Origin of the sequence: Flavobacterium sp. RHBU_24, from assembly GCF_046613695.1 — a bacterium.
In the GTDB taxonomy this organism is placed as follows: domain Bacteria; phylum Bacteroidota; class Bacteroidia; order Flavobacteriales; family Flavobacteriaceae; genus Flavobacterium.
Window position 1 is genome coordinate 1 of sequence record NZ_JBKJHD010000006.1, and the last position, 22,774, is coordinate 22,774.

The following is a 22,774-nucleotide window of genomic DNA, read 5'->3' on the forward strand; positions in this document are numbered from 1 at the left end:
GTAGCCCTGTACATACGCGGTGCCGTTGAAGGCATAGTCATATATATAAAAACGGTTGTTAGAGGTACCCATAGAGAACGTGCGAAGCGTTTGGCCCGTTATTGGCGCAGACCACAGGGTGTAGTCCAGCCTGTAAAGCGGGTTGCTCAGCTTATGGAACTCTATTTTACCGGTGTTATTATTTGCGGTAGCAGCGGTGCCCTGTACTATGGCGCCGTTGTTTTGTACTGTAAGTGTAGCAGTATCATCTACATGAAGGTTTCCTTCTACACTAAGGGTTGCGCCCGTATTTACAGTTAATTGCGCGTTCGCGTTTAACGTAAGGTTATTGGCATGTGCCATACCAGCGCTGATAACCGGGTTATGGCTGCCAGGGTTAATAATGACTTCGCTATCGGCAAACGGCACAATCCCATTACACCAGTTAGCAGGGTTGTTCCAGTTACTATCGTTTGTACCCAGCCAGGTAAAGCAAGGCGCGCCAACGGTAATATTTATAGTTTGAGTAACGGGGTTATAAACATCATTACCATCATTCGATGCTGTAATAACAGACGTACCCTCGCTTACAGCAGTTATAATACCGCTGGCACTTATTGTTGCCACACTCTCGCTAGAACTTGCCCACACTATAGGTAACGGGGCACTGTTGTTGTATTCAAGTAATAGTGGTTCATTACCTACGTATTGTAAAGGTATAGGATCGGGGTCAAAGGTTATAACCTGATTTAGCTTGTTAACTGTGTATACAAGGGTTTTACTATCAGAGCCATAATAGCTCGTTACGCCTATTGTTATTGGATAAATACCGGCAGGTGTAGTTCCGTCAAAACTTATAAGCCCTGTGTTACCAATAGTGGCGCCTGTAGGCAGGTTAGTAGCGCTATAATTAAGCTGTGGTGTACCTGTAGCAGTAATCTGGTACGTATCGGTACTCAATATATCAGAGCTATCGGTAAGCGAACTGGTTATTACAGGCTTGTCAGATAAAGTACCATTAACTACGAAAGTTGATGGAGAACCGGCACCATTTATATAAAAAGTACCTGTGGTAGCTGCTGTTCCAGGATTAAGCCTGATTTTTACAGTATAGCCCCCCTGTATGTTTTGCAGTCCCGCTGCACTTGCAAGGTTAAGGGTAACTGAGTTACCATTAGCAGCAGTTGAAGGCACTGTTAATCCTGCTTGAGAGGCCGCAAGGCTGAACGTTGAAGGTACAGCGCTGCCTGTAGGATATACAGCATAATAGACATATATATCTGAAGGGCCAGTATTAGACCTCCTAAAATTTCCAACAATACCTGATAAACTTAAAGACTTTCCAGCGGGTACAGCAAGTTCAAAGTTAAAGCTGTTGTTATCGGTAGTGGCGCCGTTATTTATCCAGCTGTTACCACCGCCATTGCCACCGCCCCAGGCACTGCCTGCGGCAGTACCGCCTGATAAGATACTGCTGCCCTTTATCATTTGTGTGTTAAGGCCTGCGGCTATAGTAGTGGGCGCCCACGGGCTCACACCGAAACCGCTTTGCTGAGCAGGGCTCCATGTTATAAGTGCTGTACTGGCAGGATTAACACTAAGCCAGCCATTGTTTAAAGCAGAAAAAGTATAGTTTGTTGCCGAACCACCACTTAGTGTTATAGGATAAGCACCTACTGGTGATGCCGTTATAGCGGTTGTGGCAATTGAAGGGGCAACAAAATTGAGTGCGCTTGCAGCGGTTTGGCTTCCTGCAAAACCTGAATATGTAATGGTTAAAGCCGGGTTAGCCGCGCCTTGTACTTTGGTTTTATTATCTGCGGTAGCAGTAAGCGCTTTTTTATTAATAATACCTGTAACAGGCGTTTCAGGCTGGGTTAACGTATAGTTACCGGCATCGGTTCCTGTAAGCAGTATCGTTACGGCATTGTCAATGCCTGCATTAGCTGAAGCAAATGTACCTGTTGTGGCAATTACGTTATCACCGGGAAGGATTCCGCTAAGAACCGCACCAGTAATTGCAGCTGTAGTAGTGGCATCATACGTTTTTGTTGTAACCGCAGCATTGGTTACATCTACTGTAAGGGTAACCGGTGTAATGTTTGCCGGGTAGGTTTGTACTATCACAGTATAATTAGCTGCTTTTTCTCCCGTAAGGGTAAACGTAGCCGATACCGGTTTGTTAGTACCTACCGTGGCGTTATTGAAGGTACCCGGTACCGTGGTAGCTTCAAGCAATACCTCATCATCGCCTAATACACCAGCTGTAATAGCAGCATCGGTAACTGTAGTGGTTGTTGTATCGTCATATAATTTAGATTGTGCTGTGGCAGTAACTGTAACACCTTTTGGTGTTATATTAGCAGTAAGGCCTGTAGGCTGTGTGAGTACATAGTTACCCGCGCCGGCGCCTGTAAGTACTATGGCCGGGGTAACGGCAATGCCGTTAGCTACAAATATGCTTTCAAATGTACCCGTACCGGTATAGCTAACCGCAGGGGCACCTGCTATAACGCCGGCAAGGGTACCGGTAATGTTGGCGGCATCAGTACCGTCGTATACTTTATTTTGTGCAGCCGCACTGTTCAGCGTAAGCGTAGCAGGCACAATATTGCCCAGTAGCGTATCTACAGGCTGAGTAAGGGTATAATTGGCTGCAGCAGTGCCGGAAAGTACAAAATTGCTTACCACAATATCATTGCCTGCTGCGGCCTGTGCAAATGAGGCGGTGGTTACCACTACATCGGCTTCATCTCCGGCTAACACGTCGTTAAGTACCACACCGTTTACTACCGCGGTAGTGGTGTTGTTATATGTTTTATCTGCAACTGTTGCAGCGCTAATATCGGCAGTAATGGCCTTTTGGGTAATATTGGCTACTAAGCCTGTTGGCTGTGTAATGCTGTAGTTGTCAGCCTGTGCACCACTTAATATAAGGGCAGTGGTTACCGGTTTGTTATTACCGGCTGCGTACGTATTAAAAGTACCACTTCCAGCTACCGTTACTTCATCCGGCGAAATTACCCCGTTTATGCCTGTTACAGTAATCTCGGCAAGGGTTGTACGGTCATATACTTTACTTGTGGCTGTAGCTGTAACGCTAATACCCTTAGTGGTAATATTAGCGCTAAGGCCTGTAGGTTGTGTAAGCGCATAATTAGCTGCATCAGCGCCACCAAGTGTAGCAGTGGCCGTAACCGCAATACCGGTATCTGCATTTACATCGGCAAACGTACCTGTACCTATTAGGGTGACTACATCACCGCTAACCACACCGGTAAGGGTACCTGTAACTGTAGCAGCATTTGTAGTATCATAAACTTTATTTGTAGCAGCGGCACCGCTTACCGTTAATTCTTTAGGGTTTATAGTACCTGTTAGTGAAATAAGGTCTACCGGCAGCGTGTAGTTATAAGCTCTTGTACCGGTAAGGTTAAATTCGGCAACGGCATCTTTATCTACACCTACATTTTTATCTTCATATATAGCTTCGTAGGTGTAGGTAACATCATCGCTACCTACTACACCATCCAGTGTAGCGGTAACGGTTGCCACATCTGTGCCGTCATATATCTTTGTTACTACAGCAGCATCGGCTACAGTTAGCGCTTTAGGCATTACGGTAAGGTTTTGGGTTACCGGTATGGCCGGGCTGTGGGTTGCGTCTCCATCCTGGCTGGCTATTATGGTTGTAGTACCTACACCGGTTATGGTAACAGTGTTGCCACTTACTGTGGCTACGTTTTCATTAGACGAAGTGTAGGTTATCGTTAAGGGGGCATCGGTAGTTGCTGTAAGTGCAAACGATGCATCGCCATATACCACATTGCTTAACGGGTTAAATGTAATGGTCTGGTCTGTCAGGCCATCATCGTTTATCGTTGCCGTAAGCCCTGTAGGCTGCGCTAGTGTATAGTTGCCCGAATCAGTACCGCTAAGGCTATAGCCTGATACTGTAACCGGTATATTTTCTCCGGGTTCAACTTGTATAAACATTGCTGAAGCACTGGTGCTGTTAAGTGTCGCATCGTCGCCGGAAATAATGCCGTTTAAAACCGGTGTGCCTGATATAGTTGCAGTTGTATTACTGTCAAAATCTTTATCATCTATAGTAATACCGGTAATTGTTGCCGTAATGGGGGTAATATCTGCTGTAAGATCTGTGGGTTCTTGTGGGTATATTAGGGTATAGTTACTATTGTCTACAGCATACCCGCCCGTAAAACGTACCTGGCGTGTACCTGCATTTTTAGTAACAAATTCAGCAACAGGGGTTCCTGTAAGGTTAACCACATCGCCATTTATGATGCCTGATAATAGTGGTTCTGTAAGAAATGTCACTGTAGTAGTACCGTCATATATTTTATCGTTAGCGTCACCGCCCGTAAGTGTTAGCGGCTTAGCGGTGCGGGTATATGCCAGGGTTTGGGCAGTACCCGGGCCACCTCCGGCATTAGAAGCGTTTATTTCAATATTGTATATGCCTACAGCTACCGTTGCCGCAACGCTTATAAGCCCGGTAGATGCATTAAATGTTATTCCTTCCGGTAATGCACCACCATCATAGGTAGCTGTATAAGCATTCGGAGAGTTAGATGCGGCTATCTGATAGGTATCGGTTGCACCATACGTGGAAGTGTCGGTTAAACTGCTTGTTACTGAAGGAGGATTTACCGCTACCCCGTTACCATTAACATTTACCGTACGGTTAGTTACCGTGCCGCCATTAGTTTCTTTACTCACTACTATCTGCCCGGAAGCCGCTCCTGCTGTGGTAGGGGCAAACTTAGCATATATGGTTTTTGCGGTTGTATTGTTTGCAAACGCTATGGTCTGGGTATAGGTACCTCCGGATGTCTGGCTAACAAGGAATCCTGCCGGAGCGGTTACTAAAATGTTACTTCCGGCTATGGCACTAGGCTGTAAAACAAATGATGATGCATTACTGGTGCTGGCCACATTTACATTACCAAAGTTAATCGAGGTTGGCGCTACAGTACCTATACCGGTTATTGTACCCGTTATGGTAAGTTCCTTTACCGCAGTATATCCGTTACCGGAGGGGGTATTACCGTTAGTACAAATGTTACGTACAACATTTACTGTTGAGCCTGCAGCTACAACAGTTTGATTTGTAGATATTGTGGGTATTGTTGTAGTACCATTACAACTACTTGAAGAAGGTATGCAGGCTGTACTACCATTTAGGGTTGTGCCACCGTTTACTAATTGCCAGTTAATTTGGTTCTTACCGGCACTACTTCTCGTAGCATTTCCGGAAACGCTTGTTATTGTTATAACATAACCCGCTTGCGGCGTAATTGTCATGTAATAGTTTTGTGAAGCATTATCCCCGGTAGGGCATGAACTGGGAATATTTTCTGTAACGGCAATTCCGGGAACAGCTGAAATATTTGCCCCTCCTAGGGTGTTACTGTCACCGCTTGAGCCACGTGTAATGGTAAATGTTGCCTGCCCCCATGCAAAAGCAAATGGCATGAGCAGCGTTAGTATTAAAATGCACCGTCGCATTTTTTGCAGTGTAGATTTCTTCATAGAAATTGGTTTAGATTACTTTTTAATTGATTTTTTTAAATTTTATGTTCATAATTTTAGGGCACAAGAGGGTATTAATAGCTTGTGGATAAGCTATTTTTACCGGTTTTATATTTTTGTTTTTTATCCTGTTATGTTAGCGACAGAAAGCCCACAAACCAATATTGCAGCAGGTATCCGGGCGTTTAAGAATTATAATAGGGCTATTCAAAGGTATTGCTGCTTTGCGTGCAGCCATTTATTGACTTTACTTGTGTTTTAGTTATTTGTTTTCTGAATATTTGGACATTGCAAATATTGTAATCTATTGTTAATTAGATATTTGTTATTAATGAAGTATTGATTAAGGCTGTGTTAACGTGTAAACATAATGCAAAGCCCTCCGCTATGGGAGGGCTCTGCATTATAAGAAATTTTATATTAAAATATGAATTTTAAGAATTTAACTCATTTTAAAATATTCATTTTTTTAATAAATGATAATTCAATCATTTTCAGTGGTTAACATTAGCGTAATAGAGAAAAGTGGGCTTTAAATTCTTTTTTATCTCCTGAAGATGCGGTATATAAAAGTGTAAACCAATAATCTGTGGCAGGAAGCGGGTAACCGTTAAGCGTGCCATCCCATCCGCGGCCCGAAGGGTATACCGATGTGATGATTTTCCCAAACCTGTCAAATATAAATATCACAGCATCACGCTGGCCTGCAAGGTCCTTAATGTTCCATGTGTCGTATGTGCCATCGCTGTTTGGTGTAAAGAAACGCGGGTAATTTAATGCAAATACGCTTAGTTCTATAAAACCGCATGCGTGCCTGTCTCGCACCCTAACGGTGTATTCGCCCGGGCTTACCCCACGGAATACCGGTTCATCCTGGTAGGGCATACCTGACAGGCTGTACTCATAATCGCCCGAACCGCCGGTTACCGTTACGGTAATGGTTTGGCTGTTCGTAAAATCAGTACCTACTACAACATCGGCAACAGCAAGTGATGATATACCTACGTTAACTGTGGCACTATTGCTGCATCCGGATATATTATTAGTTACGGTAACAGTATAGGTGCCTGTTTCATCCACATCGAGTGTTGATGAGGTATCGGGCAACACTGTGCTCCCTTTGCTCCATACAAAAGTGTAGTCGGTAGCAGATAAACCTGTATTTAGTTCTTTAGAGGCAATGATAAGGCCGGTGGCAGGGTCTTCGCACAGCCATATATTTGTAAGGTTAAGCTGGGGCAGGTTATAAACCGTTACCGTGTGTTGCGGGGCACTTGCGGTACACTGTGTACCTACGGTATATGTAATTTGTACCGTACCCGTACTAACAGGGGTTACCACGCCTGTAGCATCAACCGTGGCAATAGCATCATTACTGCTGGACCATATGCCTCCGGTAACCGATTCTGTAAGCGATATCGTATCGCCCATGCATACAAGGCCATTACCCGTTATGACACCCGGGCTTGGCGCGGGTGCCGGGGGTGCATCTATCAAAATGAATGTTGAGGTGGCAGTGCATCCGGCTGCATTTTTAACGGTAATATAGTACGTACCTCCGCCAAGGCCGTCGAATACCGGGCTGGTTTGGTATGAAGTGCCGCCATCTATGCTGTAGGTGTAGCCTGGGCCAACCGGATTTATAACTGTTATTTTACCCGCTGGCGCGCTGCACGTAGGCTGTACAGGGGTAACCGTTGGCACAGCAGGTTGTGCCGGCGCAGGGCTTATAACAACTGTAGTGGTTAGCGAAATACATCCGGAACCATTTTTTGCAATAACCTGGTAGGTGCCCGGCGCAAGCGTGGTATATGTGGTGGCTGCCTGGTAAGGCGCACCGTTAATACTGTAGGTAATATCGCCCGCAACGGGAGAGTTAATGATAAAGCTCCCTGTTGCTGTGGTGCAATCCGGTTGCGTAGGTGTAACTACCGGCTTCGTGGGTGCGCCGGCAAAAGCGCTGATAACTTCTGTTTTGGGCGTAGAAACGCATCCGGCAGTGTTTTTAACGAGTATGCTGTAAGTGCCGGGTTCAAGGCTTGCGAATGTAACGCCGGTTTGGTAGGTTAAACCTCCATCAATACTATAGGACAGCCCTGTGCCGGTGGGCGATGTTACAGTGATGCTCCCCAGCGGATGTGTGCAATCCGGTTGTATGCCAGACAATGTTGGCTCGGCGGGAGCGCCATTGCTACCGTCTATAACTTTTATATTGGCTACAGAAACACAGCCTGCCGTATTTTTAACCGTAACAGGATACGAGCCCGCCGGAAGGCCGGTAAACAGGGTGCCTGCCTGGTAGTTTACACCATCAATACTATAAGTAAGGCCATTGCCTGTGGGCGATAAAATGGTCAGGCTACCTGTAGATGAAGAACAATCGGCAGGGCTTTCGGCTATCACCGATGGTGCCGTAGGCCCTGTAGGCGCAGCGTTTATTACCCTTACAATAGCCGGGGAAACACAGCCAGAGCTATTACGCACAGTAATATTATAACTTCCGGCAGCAAGGCCGCTAAATACGTTTGATGTTTGGTAATTACTACCGTTAACGCTGTACATAAAACCGGTTCCGGCGGGTGTTACTGTAATAGTACCGGTGGGCAGGCTGCAGTCGGGCTGTTGCGTAACAGAGGCGTCCGGTGCGGGCGGTGTTGACGGTTGCGAAACAATAAGCTGCACTGTAGCTAAGGATATACAGCCCGTGCTGTATTTTGTAGTAACGCTGTACGTGCCGGGCGTGAGGCCTGTAAAAACAGTTCCTGCCTGGTAATTAGACCCGTCTATACTGTAACTAAGCCCTGCCCCGGTGGGTGAAAGTACGGTTATTGTACCCAATGCGGTATCGCAGTCGGGCTGCTCAATATCAAGGTCAGGCGGTAAAAATGTTGGTGCAGATGCATTAATAAAAAATGGCCCGGCTACCGATGTGCACCCGTCGGCGTTTTTTGTAGTTATCGAATAGCTTCCGGCAGGAAGCCCTGTAAAAGCAGTTGCGGTCTGGTACGTTCCGCCGTTAAGGCTGTATTGGTATCCCGTGCCTGTGGGTGCGGTAATGGTAAGGCTTCCGGTTGGGGTATTGCAATCGGGTTGGGTAGGTACAACAGTGGCTATTGCCGGGGCGGCAGGCGCAGGGTTAATGGTTACCGATGTAGCGGGAGATACACACCCTGCTGCATTTTTGGCTGTAACGCTGTAGGTGCCGGGAGTAAGGGTAAAGGTGGTACCTGCCTGGTAATTCGTTCCGTTTGTGCTGTATGTAATACCTGTTCCGGTAGGGGCTGTTATGGTGATGCTGCCCGTAGGCGTGGCGCAGGTAGGCTGTGTTGTCGTACCAATTAGCGGTGCGGTGGGGGCACTTGGTGCAGGGTTAATGGTTACCGATGTAGCTGGAGATACACACCCTGCCGCGTTTTTGGCGGTAACGCTGTAGGTGCCGGGAGTAAGGGTAAAAGTGGTACCCGCCTGGTAATTCGTTCCGTCTGTGCTGTAGGTAATGCCTGTGCCTGTAGGGGATGTTATGGTAATGCTGCCCGTAGGCGTGGCGCAGGTAGGCTGCGTTGGCGTGCCAAATACAGGTGCGGTAGGGGCACTTGGGGCAGGGTTAATGGTTACCGATGTAGCGGGAGATACACACCCTGCCGCATTTTTAGCGGTAACACTGTACGTGCCTGGCGTTAGGGTAAAGGTGGTACCTGCCTGGTAATTCGTTCCGTCTGTGCTGTAGGTAATACCTGTGCCTGTAGGCGCTGTTATGGTGATGCTGCCCGTGGGCGTGGCGCAGGTAGGCTGCGTTGGCGTACCAACTACCGGTGCCGTAGGTGCACTTGGTGCAGGGTTAATGGTTACCGATGTAGCAGGAGATACACACCCGGCGGCATTTTTGGCGGTAACGCTGTAGGTGCCGGGAGTAAGGGTAAAGGTGGTACCTGCCTGGTAATTCGTTCCGTCTGTGCTGTATGTAATACCTGTTCCGGTAGGGGCTGTTATAGTAATGCTGCCTGTAGGCGTGGCGCAGGTAGGCTGTGTTGGCGTACCAACTACCGGTGCCGTAGGTGCACTTGGTGCAGGGTTAATGGTTACCGATGTAGCGGGAGATACACACCCTGCCGCGTTTTTGGCGGTAACGCTGTAGGTGCCGGGAGTAAGGGTAAAAGTGGTACCTGACTGGTAATTCGTTCCGTCTGTGCTGTAGGTAATGCCTGTGCCTGTAGGGGATGTTATGGTAATGCTGCCCGTAGGCGTGGCGCAGGTAGGCTGCGTTGGCGTGCCGACTACCGGTGCAGTAGGTGCACTTGGTGCAGGGTTAATAGTTACTGATGTAGCGGGAGATACACACCCTGCCGCGTTTTTGGCGGTAACGCTGTAGGTGCCGGGAGTAAGGGTAAAGGTGGTACCCGCCTGGTAATTCGTTCCGTCTGTGCTGTAGGTAATGCCTGTGCCTGTAGGGGATGTTATGGTAATGCTGCCCGTAGGCGTGGCACAGGTAGGCTGCGTTGGCGTACCAAATACCGGTGCCGCGGGAGCACCTGCACCTGGCTGTATGGTAAAGTTAAGCGGTGCTGAGGTACACCCGGCGGCGTTTTTAGCAATAATACTATAATTTCCCGCAGTAAGATTTGGGAATGTAACTGATGACTGATAGGTTCCTCCGTTTATGTTGTAGGTTATTCCCGCGCCAAGCGGGCTGGTTACAATGGCCTGGCCTAATGCGGCACAGGTGGCGTCGGTAACAATAGCCTGTGGGGCGGCCAGTACACCACCCACGGTAAGCAGGGCTGCATTGGTAACAATATCGCAGGTGGTAGAAGTAATTACGCAGTAATACTGGTTGCCGTTAAAAGTAGCAGGGATATTGGCAACGCTAAGTGTAGCCGTTGTAGCACCGGAATAGTTAGCGTTATTAGTAACGTTATTCCAGGTGCTGCCTCCATTAACTAATACTTTCCATTGATAGGTATATCCCGTTCCTGTTGCCACAGCCGTTGTAAAAGTGGCGGTTCCGCCTTCGCATACCGTTTGAGGCTGCGGTTGGGTCACGGCCGGGACAGGGCTTATTGCGGGGTGTATTCCTAAATTAGAGCAATCCGGGTTTGAGTTATTGTTCCAGTCGTTTATATTATATACCGGTACCGGCGCAACTGCATTTAGGTTTCTTATAAGTGTGAACCCCGCTGCCGAATAAGGAACATCTACACGGTCTATTACCACATTGTTCTTTAACAGGTCAATCCTGTCGTCTCCGTTAAATCCGGCGCCTAACGTTACAGAGGATATAGGGGTAACGCACTGTGATTGGTCTGGAGGTCCGCAATTAACCAAATAAGTAGAATGCGCGGCGATAGACCCGGGAAGCGTGAGTGTATAAGATAACGGCCCGCCAACATCGCCATAACGGTTCATAACATATTCGGCGTTAAACGTAACTGTATTATTTGATGGGTTGTACAGCTCTATCATGCCGCCGCTGCCGGGAGTTTGGTCGTATAGTTCTGATATATAAATTTCGCCTGAACCACATTGCGATTCAAATGTGGTAAAACCACTATCTGCTATACTTTGGCAGCCATCGGTAGCCTGTACCGATGGTATACCTGATGTAATGCCAGGCGGTACTATGGCTTTAATCTCTGTATTAGAAACAGCAGTAAAGGGGGTGGTTATACCGTCAAATTTTACTGTAGCTGCATTAGTAAACCCGGAGCCTATAATGGTAACCTGGGTATTTTCGGGCCCGCTTGCAGGGCTAAAAGACGTTACCGAAACCGTATTACAGTTTGAATACACGCTGCCGTTCAGCGTAAAATCATCGAGGCGGATATTTCCGCCATTCGCGTTAGATAAGGATAGCGTAACCGTTACTGTACCTGTAAGCCCGGTTATGGGCGTGCTTACGGGGGTAGTGCCCAGTGCTGTGCCGCTCCCTGAAGTCAGGCCGCTGCCTACGGTAGTGCCGTTAATGGCCAGTTGCCAGTTTTGCGGGCCGGAGTTACTGCGCCTGGTCCAAAAGTCAAACGATGTAATATCGGCTGCAAAGCCTGCCGCTACATTAAAAGTTAATGTTATGCCGGAAGAACCCGCGGGAGTGGTCATCTGTATGGCCTGCCCCGTGGCACCGGTATTACTGCTCCAGGCGCCTGCGCTGTTTATCCATGACGATCCGCTGAGGTTAGCATTTAACACAGGTGGTGCAACGGTGTATGGGTGCGTGGTTATGGTAGTGTTGCCAAAATCGTGCTTGTAAATTTGTGATAGTGCTCTTAGAGGCAGGCCTATGGCTGCCAGCACCAGCAATAAAAATTTTAAAGCAGTGAAACTTAAAGGGGATTTATTTCGCATTAGTTAACAAAAGTTTAGGACAAGTTTAACAAAGCAAATTTATATGTAATTATTATTCAATGTTTTTTCCGGTCGTTAAATAATAGTAACCAATACATTTTTTAACTATCGGAATTCTGTTTCGCAATATAAGCCGCTCGTGGCGGCTTATAAAAATTTATTTACTGCTGTTTATCAGTTCGTTTGCCTGTTAATGTATACCCATCCGGTCTTGGTAGTGTCGGCAAGGTCTATTACATAAAAGTAGCTTCCCGTAGGCAGCTCGTCACCACCATTTGTCTGGCCAAACCACTCGTTGCTGTAGCCGGGTTTACTATACACTTCAAGTCCGTAACGGTTAAATATTTTAAGATTACGGACATTAAGCCCGGTAAGGTCAAAATTATCGTTCATAGTGTCGTTATTTGGCGATATACCCCTTGGGATATCGCAAAAGATGCCATCAACGGTAAAATTAAGTAACGCTTCGCAACCTCCCGTGGTTGTTACGGTAAGTTCAAACGTTACAGGAAACTCTAGGTTAAGGTTGCTTAACGCATATTGCGTAACATTAAGGGTAGCCTCGTCGCCTATAACAACCGGCGAACCTAATACCCTCCATTCATACGTAACCTGTGATGGGTCGAACGAATCATCAACAGGGAAGCCAGTAAGCAAATAATTACGGCCATTGATGGTAGGTTCGCATCCTTGTGTACCGGTAAGCTGCGGCAGGTCGGAAGGAGTATTAATAGCAATATCGGCAGTTGTTGATGTACATCCTCCGGTGGTTTGTACCGTTACGTTATATGTACCCGTTGAAAGGTTGCCGAATACAGGCGAGGTTTGGTAGGCCCCTCCGTTAATGCTGTAGCTGTATTCACTTCCTAACGGGGCAGTAACAGTAATGCTGCCCACTCCGGTGCTGCAATCAGGTTGTGTTTGCACAGTGTTAGCCACAGCCGGGTTAACAGGTGCCGGGTTTATGGTTATAACGCCGGTAACTGTGGTACACCCGCCCGAAGCGCTTTGTACCCTGATTGTATAGTCGCCGGGCACGAGGTTCAGGAACTCCGGCGCATCCTGGTAAAATCCGTTATTAATGCTGTACTTGTAATTGCCCAGCGGTGCTGTTACGGTAATGCTGCCAAATGCGTTGCTGCAATCGGGGTGCGTTTGCGTGGTTACAGGTACCGGCGGTACCGGCGGCGCGGCGTTTATAGTAAGCGGGCCGGTATCAGCTGTACATCCGCCGCTGTTTTGCACTGTAATGGTATAATTTCCTGCGGCAAGTCCGTCAAAAGTAGTGTTTGTAACAAAAGGCCCGTTATTAAGGCTGTAGGTATACCCTGCGCCCAGAGGTGCTGTTATGGTAATACTTCCTGACGGAATATCGCAGTCGGGCTGTACTAAAATAGTGGTAGCTGCATCCGGCGCAGATGGCCCGGCGTTAATAGTTATAGGCGCGGTAACCGATGTACATCCCACCGTGCTTTGTACGGTAATGGTATATAAGCCACCTTCAAGCCCGGTGAATACAGGGGTAGTAACATATGTGTTTCCACCGTCTATGCTATAGGTGTATGCTCCGCCAAGAGGGGAGGTAACTGTTATGGTCCCACCCAGGGTGCTGCTGCAGCTTGGGTCTGTAGCTATTACGGTAGCAACAGCAGGTGCGGTAGGAACAGGGTTAACGGTTACAGTAACAATCGAGGTACATCCTGCAATATTTTGCACGGTTATAGTGTGGTCGCCGGGTGCAACACCGGTAAACACTGTCCCTGCCTGAAAGGTGCCACCGTCGATGCTGTAAAGGTAGGCTGCTTCCACCGGCCCGGTAACGGTTATAGTGCCTGTGGTAACCGTACAGTCAGGATGTATTATATCAGTAGTTGCCAGTGCAGGGGCGTTAGGCACATCTGCTATGGTTATTGGGGCAGTGGTTGCCATACAACCGTCAGCATTCTGTACGGTTATAGTATAATCTCCCGCTACCGTAGTAGAAAAAACAGGTGAATCCTGTAAGGTGCCACCGTTAATGCTATATTGGTATCCTGTCCCTACCGGGGCTGTTACAGTAATAGTAGCAACGGGGTTAGTACAATCCGGCTGTACAACCGTAGTGGTTATGGCCGGTACCGGTAACGGTGCAGCGTTTATAATAATAGGCGGGGTAACCGATGTACACCCGGCGGCATTTTGTACGGTTATAGTATAGCTTCCGGCTGTAAGGTTAGGGTAGGTAAGGTCCGGGCCAAACGGGCCGCCGTTAATGCTGTAGTTTGTGCCAACGCCCGGTTCTGTCGTCGGTGTTATGGTTATGCTTCCGGTAGGTGTGTTACAATCCGGCTGGGTTACCGTGGTAATTGCTATTGCAGGGGCACCCGGCGCGGGGTTTATGGTGATGACAGGCGTAACCGAAGTACATCCGGCAGCATTTATGGTAGTTATGGTATACGTGCCCGGGATTAGGCCTGAAAATACGGTTTCCGGCTGGAAAGGACCTCCGTTAATACTATAGCCATAACCAATAGTAATCATACCAGATATTGTAATGGTACCCGTGGGCGTGGTACAGTCCGGCTGTGTTACTATAGTTGTAGCTACCTCCGGCGCTGCCGGGGCAGGATTTATTACTATAGTAGGAGTAACCGATGTACAGCCCAGGGCATTTGTTACCGTTACAGTGTAGTTGCCCGGCGCAAGGCCCGAAAACACAGAGCTTGACTGTGCAGTACCGCCGGGAAGGAGCGTATACGTATACTCAGCTCCTAATGGCGAAGTTACCGTAATTGTGCCTGTAGGGGTAGCACATGTGGGATGTATAACAGCTGTTTCGGCTACATCGGGCGTTCCCGGTGGATCATTTACAACTATGCTGAGTGTCGCGGTACATCCGCCGTCTGTTTTTATCGTTACGTTATACGTTCCCGGGTTGAGGGTACTAAATACAGGGTTGCTTACAAAAGGCCCTCCGTTAAGGCTGTAGGTAAGTGTAAGGCCCGCGCCGGGTATAAGCGTAATAATGCCGGTAGGTAACAGGCAGGTAGGCTGTACTATGGTAAATGTGGCGGTAGGCAGAGGTGTTACGGTAAGCTGTACGGCCTCGGTAAGCAGGGTACAGGCAGGCGATACCGTTACTTCACAATAATATTGTGTGTTGTTTTGCAAAAGGGTAGCGCCTGTTACCGTAAGTGTGGCCGAGTTTGCACCGCTATAATTACCACCTGATACATTTACCCATATTCCGGCTACAAGGGTTTTCCATTGGTAGGTAACACCGGTGGTGTTGCTTAATCCCACAGTAAAGGTTGCATTTTCACCCAGGCAGGCAACATCGTCCTGCGGCTGCGCTGTAATGGTTACTGCCGGAGGCGTAGGGGCGGCATTATGGCTGCCCAGGTCGGCACAGCTTTGAGTATTGAAAAAATTCCAGTCAGATGCGCTGTACGATACATTTGGGGCTATTGCATTTGGTTTGCGGATTACACTATATCCTATGTCACCGGGAGCGCGGGCTTCATCAATTACCGCTCCGTTTTTTTTCAGAAGAAACTGGTCGTTATCATTAATACCGCTACCCATAGATGCATTAGTTACTACGCTACATCCCATTTCACCGGTACCGTAAGACAATACAAGATACGTTTCTTCTGGGCCAATTGAACCGGATAATGTAAGCGTATACGATAATGACCCATTTACATCGCCATAACGTTCCAGCACATATTCTCCGTTAAAGGTAATAGTATTGGTTGGGGACGGATTATAAAGCTCAATAACCCCATAGCTTCCGGGAGTATGATCGTATAATTCAGAAATATAAATTTCGGGCTCATTGTTGCTGCAGTCGTTTTGCAGGTAGGTAAATACCGGCCCGGATGCCTGGCAGCCATTTGTAATAATGGTAACGATACCATTTGTACCCGTAGCCGGAGCTACCGCTGTTATTTGCGTATTAGAAACCACAGTAAACGCTGCTGCCTCTACACCGTTAAATTTAACAGATGTAGTACCTGCGCCAATGTTAAAGCCGATGCCGGTTAAGGTTACTACCGTTCCAGACGGGCCTGTAATGGGCGAAATGCTGCCAATTGCGGTACTTACACAGGGTGGCTGCGCGTAAGCACTGATAAAAGATAAAAAGAAAACTACGATGAGGCTCAGTGTAAATTCCTGACGGGTATTATTTTTTTGCATCATTTTTTTTGTTTGATTTTCGCATTCAAAATGCCGCGCAATCTACATTAAAATAACGATATGCACGTTATGCGGGTTTTAATAAATGGTTATTCTCAATGTATTTTTACGGGCAATTATTATTAAAGCTAAAATACTGAAAATTATACTGTTAATTATGTTTTTAAATGAAGTAAATGCACCGTATTGCTTAAAGTAACGAGCCAAAAATTCCTATTAATCTTTTAAAATTCATAAGAATTACCGGCTATTTTAGTTTTTAAAGCCGTTTCCCAAATAAAAATCCCCCAAAAATATATCACTTTTGAGGGACTTAAAGTTATTTTTATGTACTTTTTAGCAAGTTTAGTTGCTTAATTCCATCCGCCGCCCAGCGCACGGTATATTTGCACCATGGCACTCATCTGCTGCATTTTTGCTTCCACAAGGTCAAATTTAGATTCCAGTGCGTCGCGCTGCGTTAGCAATACTTCCATATAATCGGCCCTTGCCGAACGGAAAAGGTTATTAGAAATATCAACCGACTCGTTTAGCGCGTTAACCTGTTGCGCCTTAAGGTCGTAGGTTTTTTGCATGTTGTCTATCTTCGCCATCTGGTTTGCCACTTCTATATAAGCGTTCAATATGGTACGCTCATAGTCGTAAACCGCCTGTATCTGCCTGGCATTAGCCGTGTAATAGGCTGCTTTAATAGCATTCCTGTTCACTAACGGCGCAGCAAGGTCGCCCGCAAGCGAATAGATTAGCGACTCGGGCTTTACAAGGTAGCTCGGGTTAAAGGCCTGGTAGCCCACACCTGTTGAAATACCCAACGAAGGGTAAAAACGTGCTTTAGCTACTTTTACATCAAGTTTAGATGCGGCAAGGTCAAGTTCGGCCTGTTTTACATCAGGCCTGTTTTCCAGTAATTGTGCCGGTATACCTGCCTGTACCGCGTTTGGCACCATATCTACAAGGGGCTCGCTGCTGCGCACTACCTTTTGCGGGAACCTGCCCACCAGGTAATTAATGTGGTTTTCCGCCTCAACAATCTGCTGCTGTATGCCATACTGCATGGCCTGTGTGTGCAGCACCTGTGCCTGGAACCTGCGTACCGCAAGTTCTGTAACACGGGCCGACTCCTTTTGCAGCTTTACAATTTCAAGCGCGTTGTTTTGTATGCTTATGTTTTGCTGTACTATGGCCAGCTGGTTATCAAGCGCCAGCAGTTCGTAGTAGGTGTCGGCAATTTCAGATATCAGGTTAGTAACCATAAAGTTCCTGCCTTCAACCGAAGAGAGGTAGCGTTGCACCGCAGCCTTTTTAGCATTGTGCAGTTTGCCCCATATATCGGCTTCCCAGCTTGCAGAAATTCCCAGCCTGTAATCCTGTAACGGCTCCGGGTTTTCTTTACCGGGAACGATATCTATATTATGTTCCAGCGCGCCTATGTTTGTATTGCGCGAAACTTTATCAAAACCTGCACCTGCCTTAACATCGGCAAACGGAAGGTATTCCCCTTTGCGGGCCCTTATTTCGTTTTGCGCCACCCTTATTTCCTGTAAGGTTATGTTCAGCTCCTGGTTGTTTACCAGCGCGGTATCTATAAGGGCAATAAGGTTAGGGTCGGTAAAATATTCCTTCCACTTTGTTTTAGCCGAGTTAGCATCGCTGGTGCTGCCGTTGTTATAGGCAGCAGGCACGTTTTTGTTTTCGTCCCTCTTAACGGTTTCCGGCAGTTTGCAGGCCGTAACGCTTAATGCGATTACGGCTGCTACTGCTGTATATTTTATACTCTGTTTACGCATCATGGTGTTCGTCATTATGTGAGAAATTATCTATTTGATGCACAAACTCTTCTGATAATGAGCTGTCATCTTCAAACTGAATCAGCTTCCTGCCACCGGCAAGTGTACCGAATATATAATACAATCCGGGCACAATAATTACCCCGAAAACAGTACCGAAAAGCATACCGCCAAGCGCCGCAGAACCCAGCGTTTTGTTACCGATGGCTCCCGCGCCCGACGCAAGCATAAGCGGGATAAGGCCGGCGATAAAGGCAAACGAAGTCATTAAAATCGGACGGAAACGTACTTTGGCACCTTCAATAGCGGCTTCGAGTATGGTAGAACCCTCATGGCGCTTCTGCACCGCAAACTCTACTATAAGTACCGCGTTCTTACCGAGTAGCCCCACGAGCATGATGAGCCCTATCTGTGCATAGATGTTATTTTGAAGCCCCATTAGCTCAAGCAATAAGAACGAACCAAAGATACCTACAGGCAGCGACAGCACCACGGAAAGCGGGATGATAAAACTCTCATACTGCGCTGCAAGCACAAAGTACACAAATGCTAGTACGATAAGGAATATGTATATCGACTCATTACCACGGTTAGACTCATCATAAGATAGGCCTTCCCATGCTATGTCGTACCCCCTAGGCAGTGTTTTAACGGCCACTTCCTTAACTGCGGCAATAGCATCGGCAGTGGTATAGCCCTCTGCAGGTAAGCCCTGTATGGCCGCCGAGTTGTACATGTTGTAACGGGTAATCTCGTTAGGCCCCTGTGTTTTTACAAGCTTCATAAACGCTGAGTACGGCACCATTTCGCCCTGGTCGTTTTTAATAAACAGGTTAAGCACGTCAGACGGCAGCCTCCTGTATTTAGGGTCAGACTGCACATATACTTTAAAGAAGCGGTTAAACTTGATAAAGCCCTGCTCGTAGGTACTACCTATTAATATATCAAGGTTATCCATGGCTTTACCTATAGAAACACCTTTTTGCATGGCCAGGTTATTATCAATAACCAATTCATATTGAGGGTAGTTTGCGGCAAAGAAGGTAAACAGGCCGGTAAGCTCTTTGCGCTTGCCCAGTTCTGCCATAAAGTTTTTATTAATCTTGTCAAAATCCTGGTAATCAGTGGTGGTGTTTTTATCAAGCAAACGCATAGAAAAACCACCTGATGAACCAAAGCCGGGGATTGCAGGCGGCTCAAAGAATTCAATTTTGGCACCAAGCGCCCTTGATTTTTCCTCAAGCTCTTTCATAATCTCGGTAACGGTTTGTTTCCTTTCGTCCCACGGTTTAAGGTTGATAAGGCAGGTACCGGCATTGGAGCCACGGCCTTCGGTCATGATCTCATAGCCCGCAAGCGACGAAACCGATTCTACGCCTTCTGTTTTCTCACATATTTTCTGGAGCCTTTGTGCTACCTGGTTGGTAGTTTCCAGCGTAGAACCCGGCGGCGTCTGGATGATACCGTAAATAGTACCCTGGTCTTCACCCGGTATAAAGCCTGAAGGCAGTATGGTATTTACAAAATATGTACCGGCACAAAATGCTATAAGCACCCCAAACGTAACCACCCTGCGGCTTACAATGACTTTTAATATAGCCACATACCAGCCGGTAAGCTTGTCGAAGCTGCGGTTAAAACGGTCCAGTCCCTTAGTAAGTAGGTTCTTTTTACGTTCCTGCCCATGGGTGTTTTTAAGCAGCATGGCACACAATACCGGCGTAAGGGTAAGCGCGATGATGGCCGAAATTACAATAGAACTTGCCATGGTTATAGAGAACTGGCGGTAGAAGGTACCTACCGGGCCGCTCATAAATGATATAGGTACGAATACCGAAACCATTACCGCTGTAATAGCGATGATAGCGCCGCTGATTTCGCCCAATACTTTTTTAACAGCCATGTATGGCGATATGTGCGGGAACTCTTCAAACTTGGCATGCACCGCCTCGACGACGACGATGGCGTCATCTACCACGATACCAATAGCAAGTACAAGCGCGAAAAGTGTAACAATGTTTATGGTAATACCAAAGAACTGGATTACAAAGAACGCCCCGATGAGCGAAACCGGTACCGCAAGGATAGGGATGAGTGTAGAGCGCCAGTCGCCCAGGAAGATGAATACTACCAGCGCCACCAGTATAAAGGCATCCCGTAGGGTATCTATAACCTGCTCTATAGAGGCATCAAGAAACTTAGAAACGTCGTAACTTACCTTATAGTCAAGGCCTGGAGGGAAGGTTTTTTTCATTTCCTCCAGCTTAGATTTTACGTCGGCAATTACATCGCTGGCGTTACTGCCGTAGTTCTGTTTTAATACAATAGAGGCAGACGGGTGCCCATCGAGGTTTGAGTAGATATCGAAGAACTCACTGCCCAACTCGGCACGGCCTATGTCTTTAAGGCGTATCGCCTCACCATTAGCATTGGCACGGATGATAACATTATTGTATTCCGCAGGTTCGCTGAAACGGCCTTTGTAGGTTAACACATATTCTAACGACTGCGCCGCAATACCGGAACTCTGGCCTATACGGCCCGGGCGGCCCACTATACTCTGTTCGCCCAGGGCTTTCATTACCTCTTCGGTAGAAACGTTGTATGCCCTCATACGGTCGGGGTTTAGCCATATACGCATGGCATAGGTACGGCTACCCAATATCTGCGAACGGGCAACACCCTTAATCCTGCTAATTTCAGGCAGCATTTTTACGCTGGCGTAGTTGTACAGGAATTTCTCATCCATGTCCTTCCCTTTGGCATAAAGGTTAACATACATAAGCATACTGGGCTGTATGGGGGTAATAACCACGCCCTCGCGCTGCACAAGTTCGGGTAGTAGCGGCATTACCTGGTCTACCCTTGTTTTTACACGGATTACCGCCTGGTTAGGGTCGGTGCCCGGCTCAAAGATTATCCTTAATGTGGCTTCGCCGGCGCTGGTTGCATCGGTAGCCATGTAACGCATGTCCTGAACACCGTTTATGGAGTTCTCTAACGTAATAAGTGTTGATTTAACCAGTACGTCGGCACTGGCACCCGGGTAAGCAATAAATATGTTTACTGTGGTGGGGGCAATATCAGGGAACTGCGATGTAGGCAGCTGCACGATTGCCAGGGTACCCATAAATACGATCATAATAGAAATTACTATCGCAAATACAGGCCTTTGTATGAATTTACTAAACATTTTCGTTCTTTTTAGAGGTTTGGTTATTCGGCATAAAGCTCTAAATGCGAAAGCACTTTCTCAGGGTCTTCCATTTTGTATTTTACCTTCTCATTTTCCTGTACAAGGCGTATACCTTCAAGCAGTACCTTATCGCCTGTAGATAATCCTTTGCTTATAATAAACAGGTGGGGCAGTTCTGCCGCTATGGTTATCTCCCTGGATTTTATCTCGCTGTTTTTGTCTATAACATATACATACTTTTTCTCCAGTACCTCAAAAGTGGTTTTTTGCGGAATGATAAGCGCGTTTTTATACGGCACCTTCATTTCGATATTACCGGTTTCACCATGCCTTAACAGCCCATCCGGATTAGGGAAGGTGGCCCTGAAAGCAATATTGCCGGTTTCGTTATTAAAGTCGGCCTCAATGGTAGATACTACACCGGGATACTTAAACAGCTGGTTGTTTGCCATTAGCAGGTTTACATTTACCGGGCCTTCTTTATGCACGCGGGCTTTATAATCAAGGTATTCGGCCTCAGGTACATTATAGTATACCCACATTTTGCTGTTGTCAGAAAGTTCGGTAAGCAGTTCGCCCTCATCTACAAGGCTGCCCAGCCTCACGTGGAAACGGTCTATAATGCCGTCAAAAGGCGCGCGAATTTCAGTAAATTGCAGGTGTACCTTAGTTAATTGAAGGTCGGCTTTGGCTTTGTCCCATTTGGCTTTTGCCATAGCGAGCTCACTGGGTGAAACCACGTTACCGTCAGCCAGTTTTTTTGTGGTATTATATTCTATCTGGGCAAAGTTAGCTTCAGCCTGTGCTTTTTGCATTTCTGCCTCATACAGGTTAGGCATAATCTGGAACAGCAGCTGGCCTTTTTTTACTGCCTGGCCTTCGTCTACATATATTTTTTGCAGGTAACCGCGCTCCTGGGCCCTAAGTTCAATGTGCTGAATAGAGCGTATCTGGCTTACATATTCTTTAGTAGTTGTGGTATCCATTTTTACCGGATTTGTAGCCAAAAATTCTATTTGCTCTTCTTTTTCTTCTTTTTTAGAATTGCAGCTTGCAATGGTTAACATGGCGCACAGGCCCATTAACATGAAAATTCTCTTCATAATAATTTACGTTTTAAAGCACTACAACGTCTTTGATTAACTCTTGTTTAGTGGGATAGGGAAATAATAAAGGCAGGGCCGTAAATAGCGCTACGGCTATACAGTTGCTGTTTTAAAAAATCAATAAACGGGAAAAGGGGCAAGATAAACTGCCCTGAGAATTTTAAATCAAATCCTGATTACACGGAATATTATATAACGCCTGCACGCGGTAAAGTAAAAAAAGTGCTTGCACTGCGGCAGGCCTTTTTTTAGCGGCTGGTATATAAATTCGGTGTTTTGTAGGCTAAAAACAGATGTAAGGTATTTTTTTACATCAACAAGTTTTTTTGAGGAAACATCATCATCTTCGTTTTCGCTGTCGGTGCTGTCTATACGGTCATTCAGTTCTTCAAGGTCTGTCTGCGTATATTTTACATGCTGGGCCGGAACGGTCTGCACCTTGCAATGGTTAAGGTGCTCCGGGGTATCAATAATTTTGGATTGAGAAATACAGATACAGTCGTCAAATGCCGTAGCATGCGCCTTGCCGTATCCGCCTGATAGCAGGATAAAAAGGGGTAAGAATATTTTTATCAGCAACTTCCTCATTTCGGGTGCAAACTTACACAAAGTTGGTTATACAGGCAAATAGT

At 46.8% G+C, this 22,774-nt stretch carries 7 protein-coding genes; all 7 read right to left on the bottom strand.

All coding sequences use genetic code 11. From position 1 onward, the window contains the following. Positions 1 to 5,535, bottom strand: a 5,535-nt coding sequence (locus tag ACLI09_RS07805; RefSeq protein WP_411419044.1) for a beta strand repeat-containing protein, incomplete at its 3' end; no start/stop codon positions are given. Positions 5,536 to 6,042: 507 nt separating this feature from the next. Next, entirely contained in the window at positions 6,043 to 11,874 is a 5,832-nt protein-coding gene (locus ACLI09_RS07810) for a T9SS type B sorting domain-containing protein (protein ID WP_411419045.1), read from the bottom strand. 174 nt (positions 11,875 to 12,048) lie between these two features. Continuing rightward, positions 12,049 to 16,056 (bottom strand): gliding motility-associated C-terminal domain-containing protein, encoded by a 4,008-nt coding sequence (locus tag ACLI09_RS07815; RefSeq protein ID WP_411419046.1) that lies wholly within the window; start codon positions 16,054 to 16,056, stop codon positions 12,049 to 12,051. Between the two features lie 350 nt (positions 16,057 to 16,406). Then, positions 16,407 to 17,843, bottom strand: coding sequence for a TolC family protein (locus tag ACLI09_RS07820; protein ID WP_411419047.1), 1,437 nt, complete (start codon positions 17,841 to 17,843; stop codon positions 16,407 to 16,409). Continuing rightward, positions 17,833 to 21,033, bottom strand: coding sequence for an efflux RND transporter permease subunit (locus ACLI09_RS07825; RefSeq protein ID WP_411419048.1), 3,201 nt, complete (start codon positions 21,031 to 21,033; stop codon positions 17,833 to 17,835). Before ACLI09_RS07825 ends, ACLI09_RS07820 begins: the two co-directional genes overlap by 11 nt. 23 nt (positions 21,034 to 21,056) lie before the next feature. Continuing rightward, a complete protein-coding gene (locus ACLI09_RS07830) occupies positions 21,057 to 22,139 on the bottom strand; it encodes an efflux RND transporter periplasmic adaptor subunit (protein ID WP_411419049.1) in 1,083 nt (360 codons plus the stop codon). A 168-nt stretch (positions 22,140 to 22,307) separates the two neighbouring features. Continuing rightward, a complete protein-coding gene (locus ACLI09_RS07835) occupies positions 22,308 to 22,751 on the bottom strand; it encodes a hypothetical protein (RefSeq protein WP_411419050.1) in 444 nt (147 codons plus the stop codon). Positions 22,752 to 22,774 lie beyond the last annotated feature (23 nt).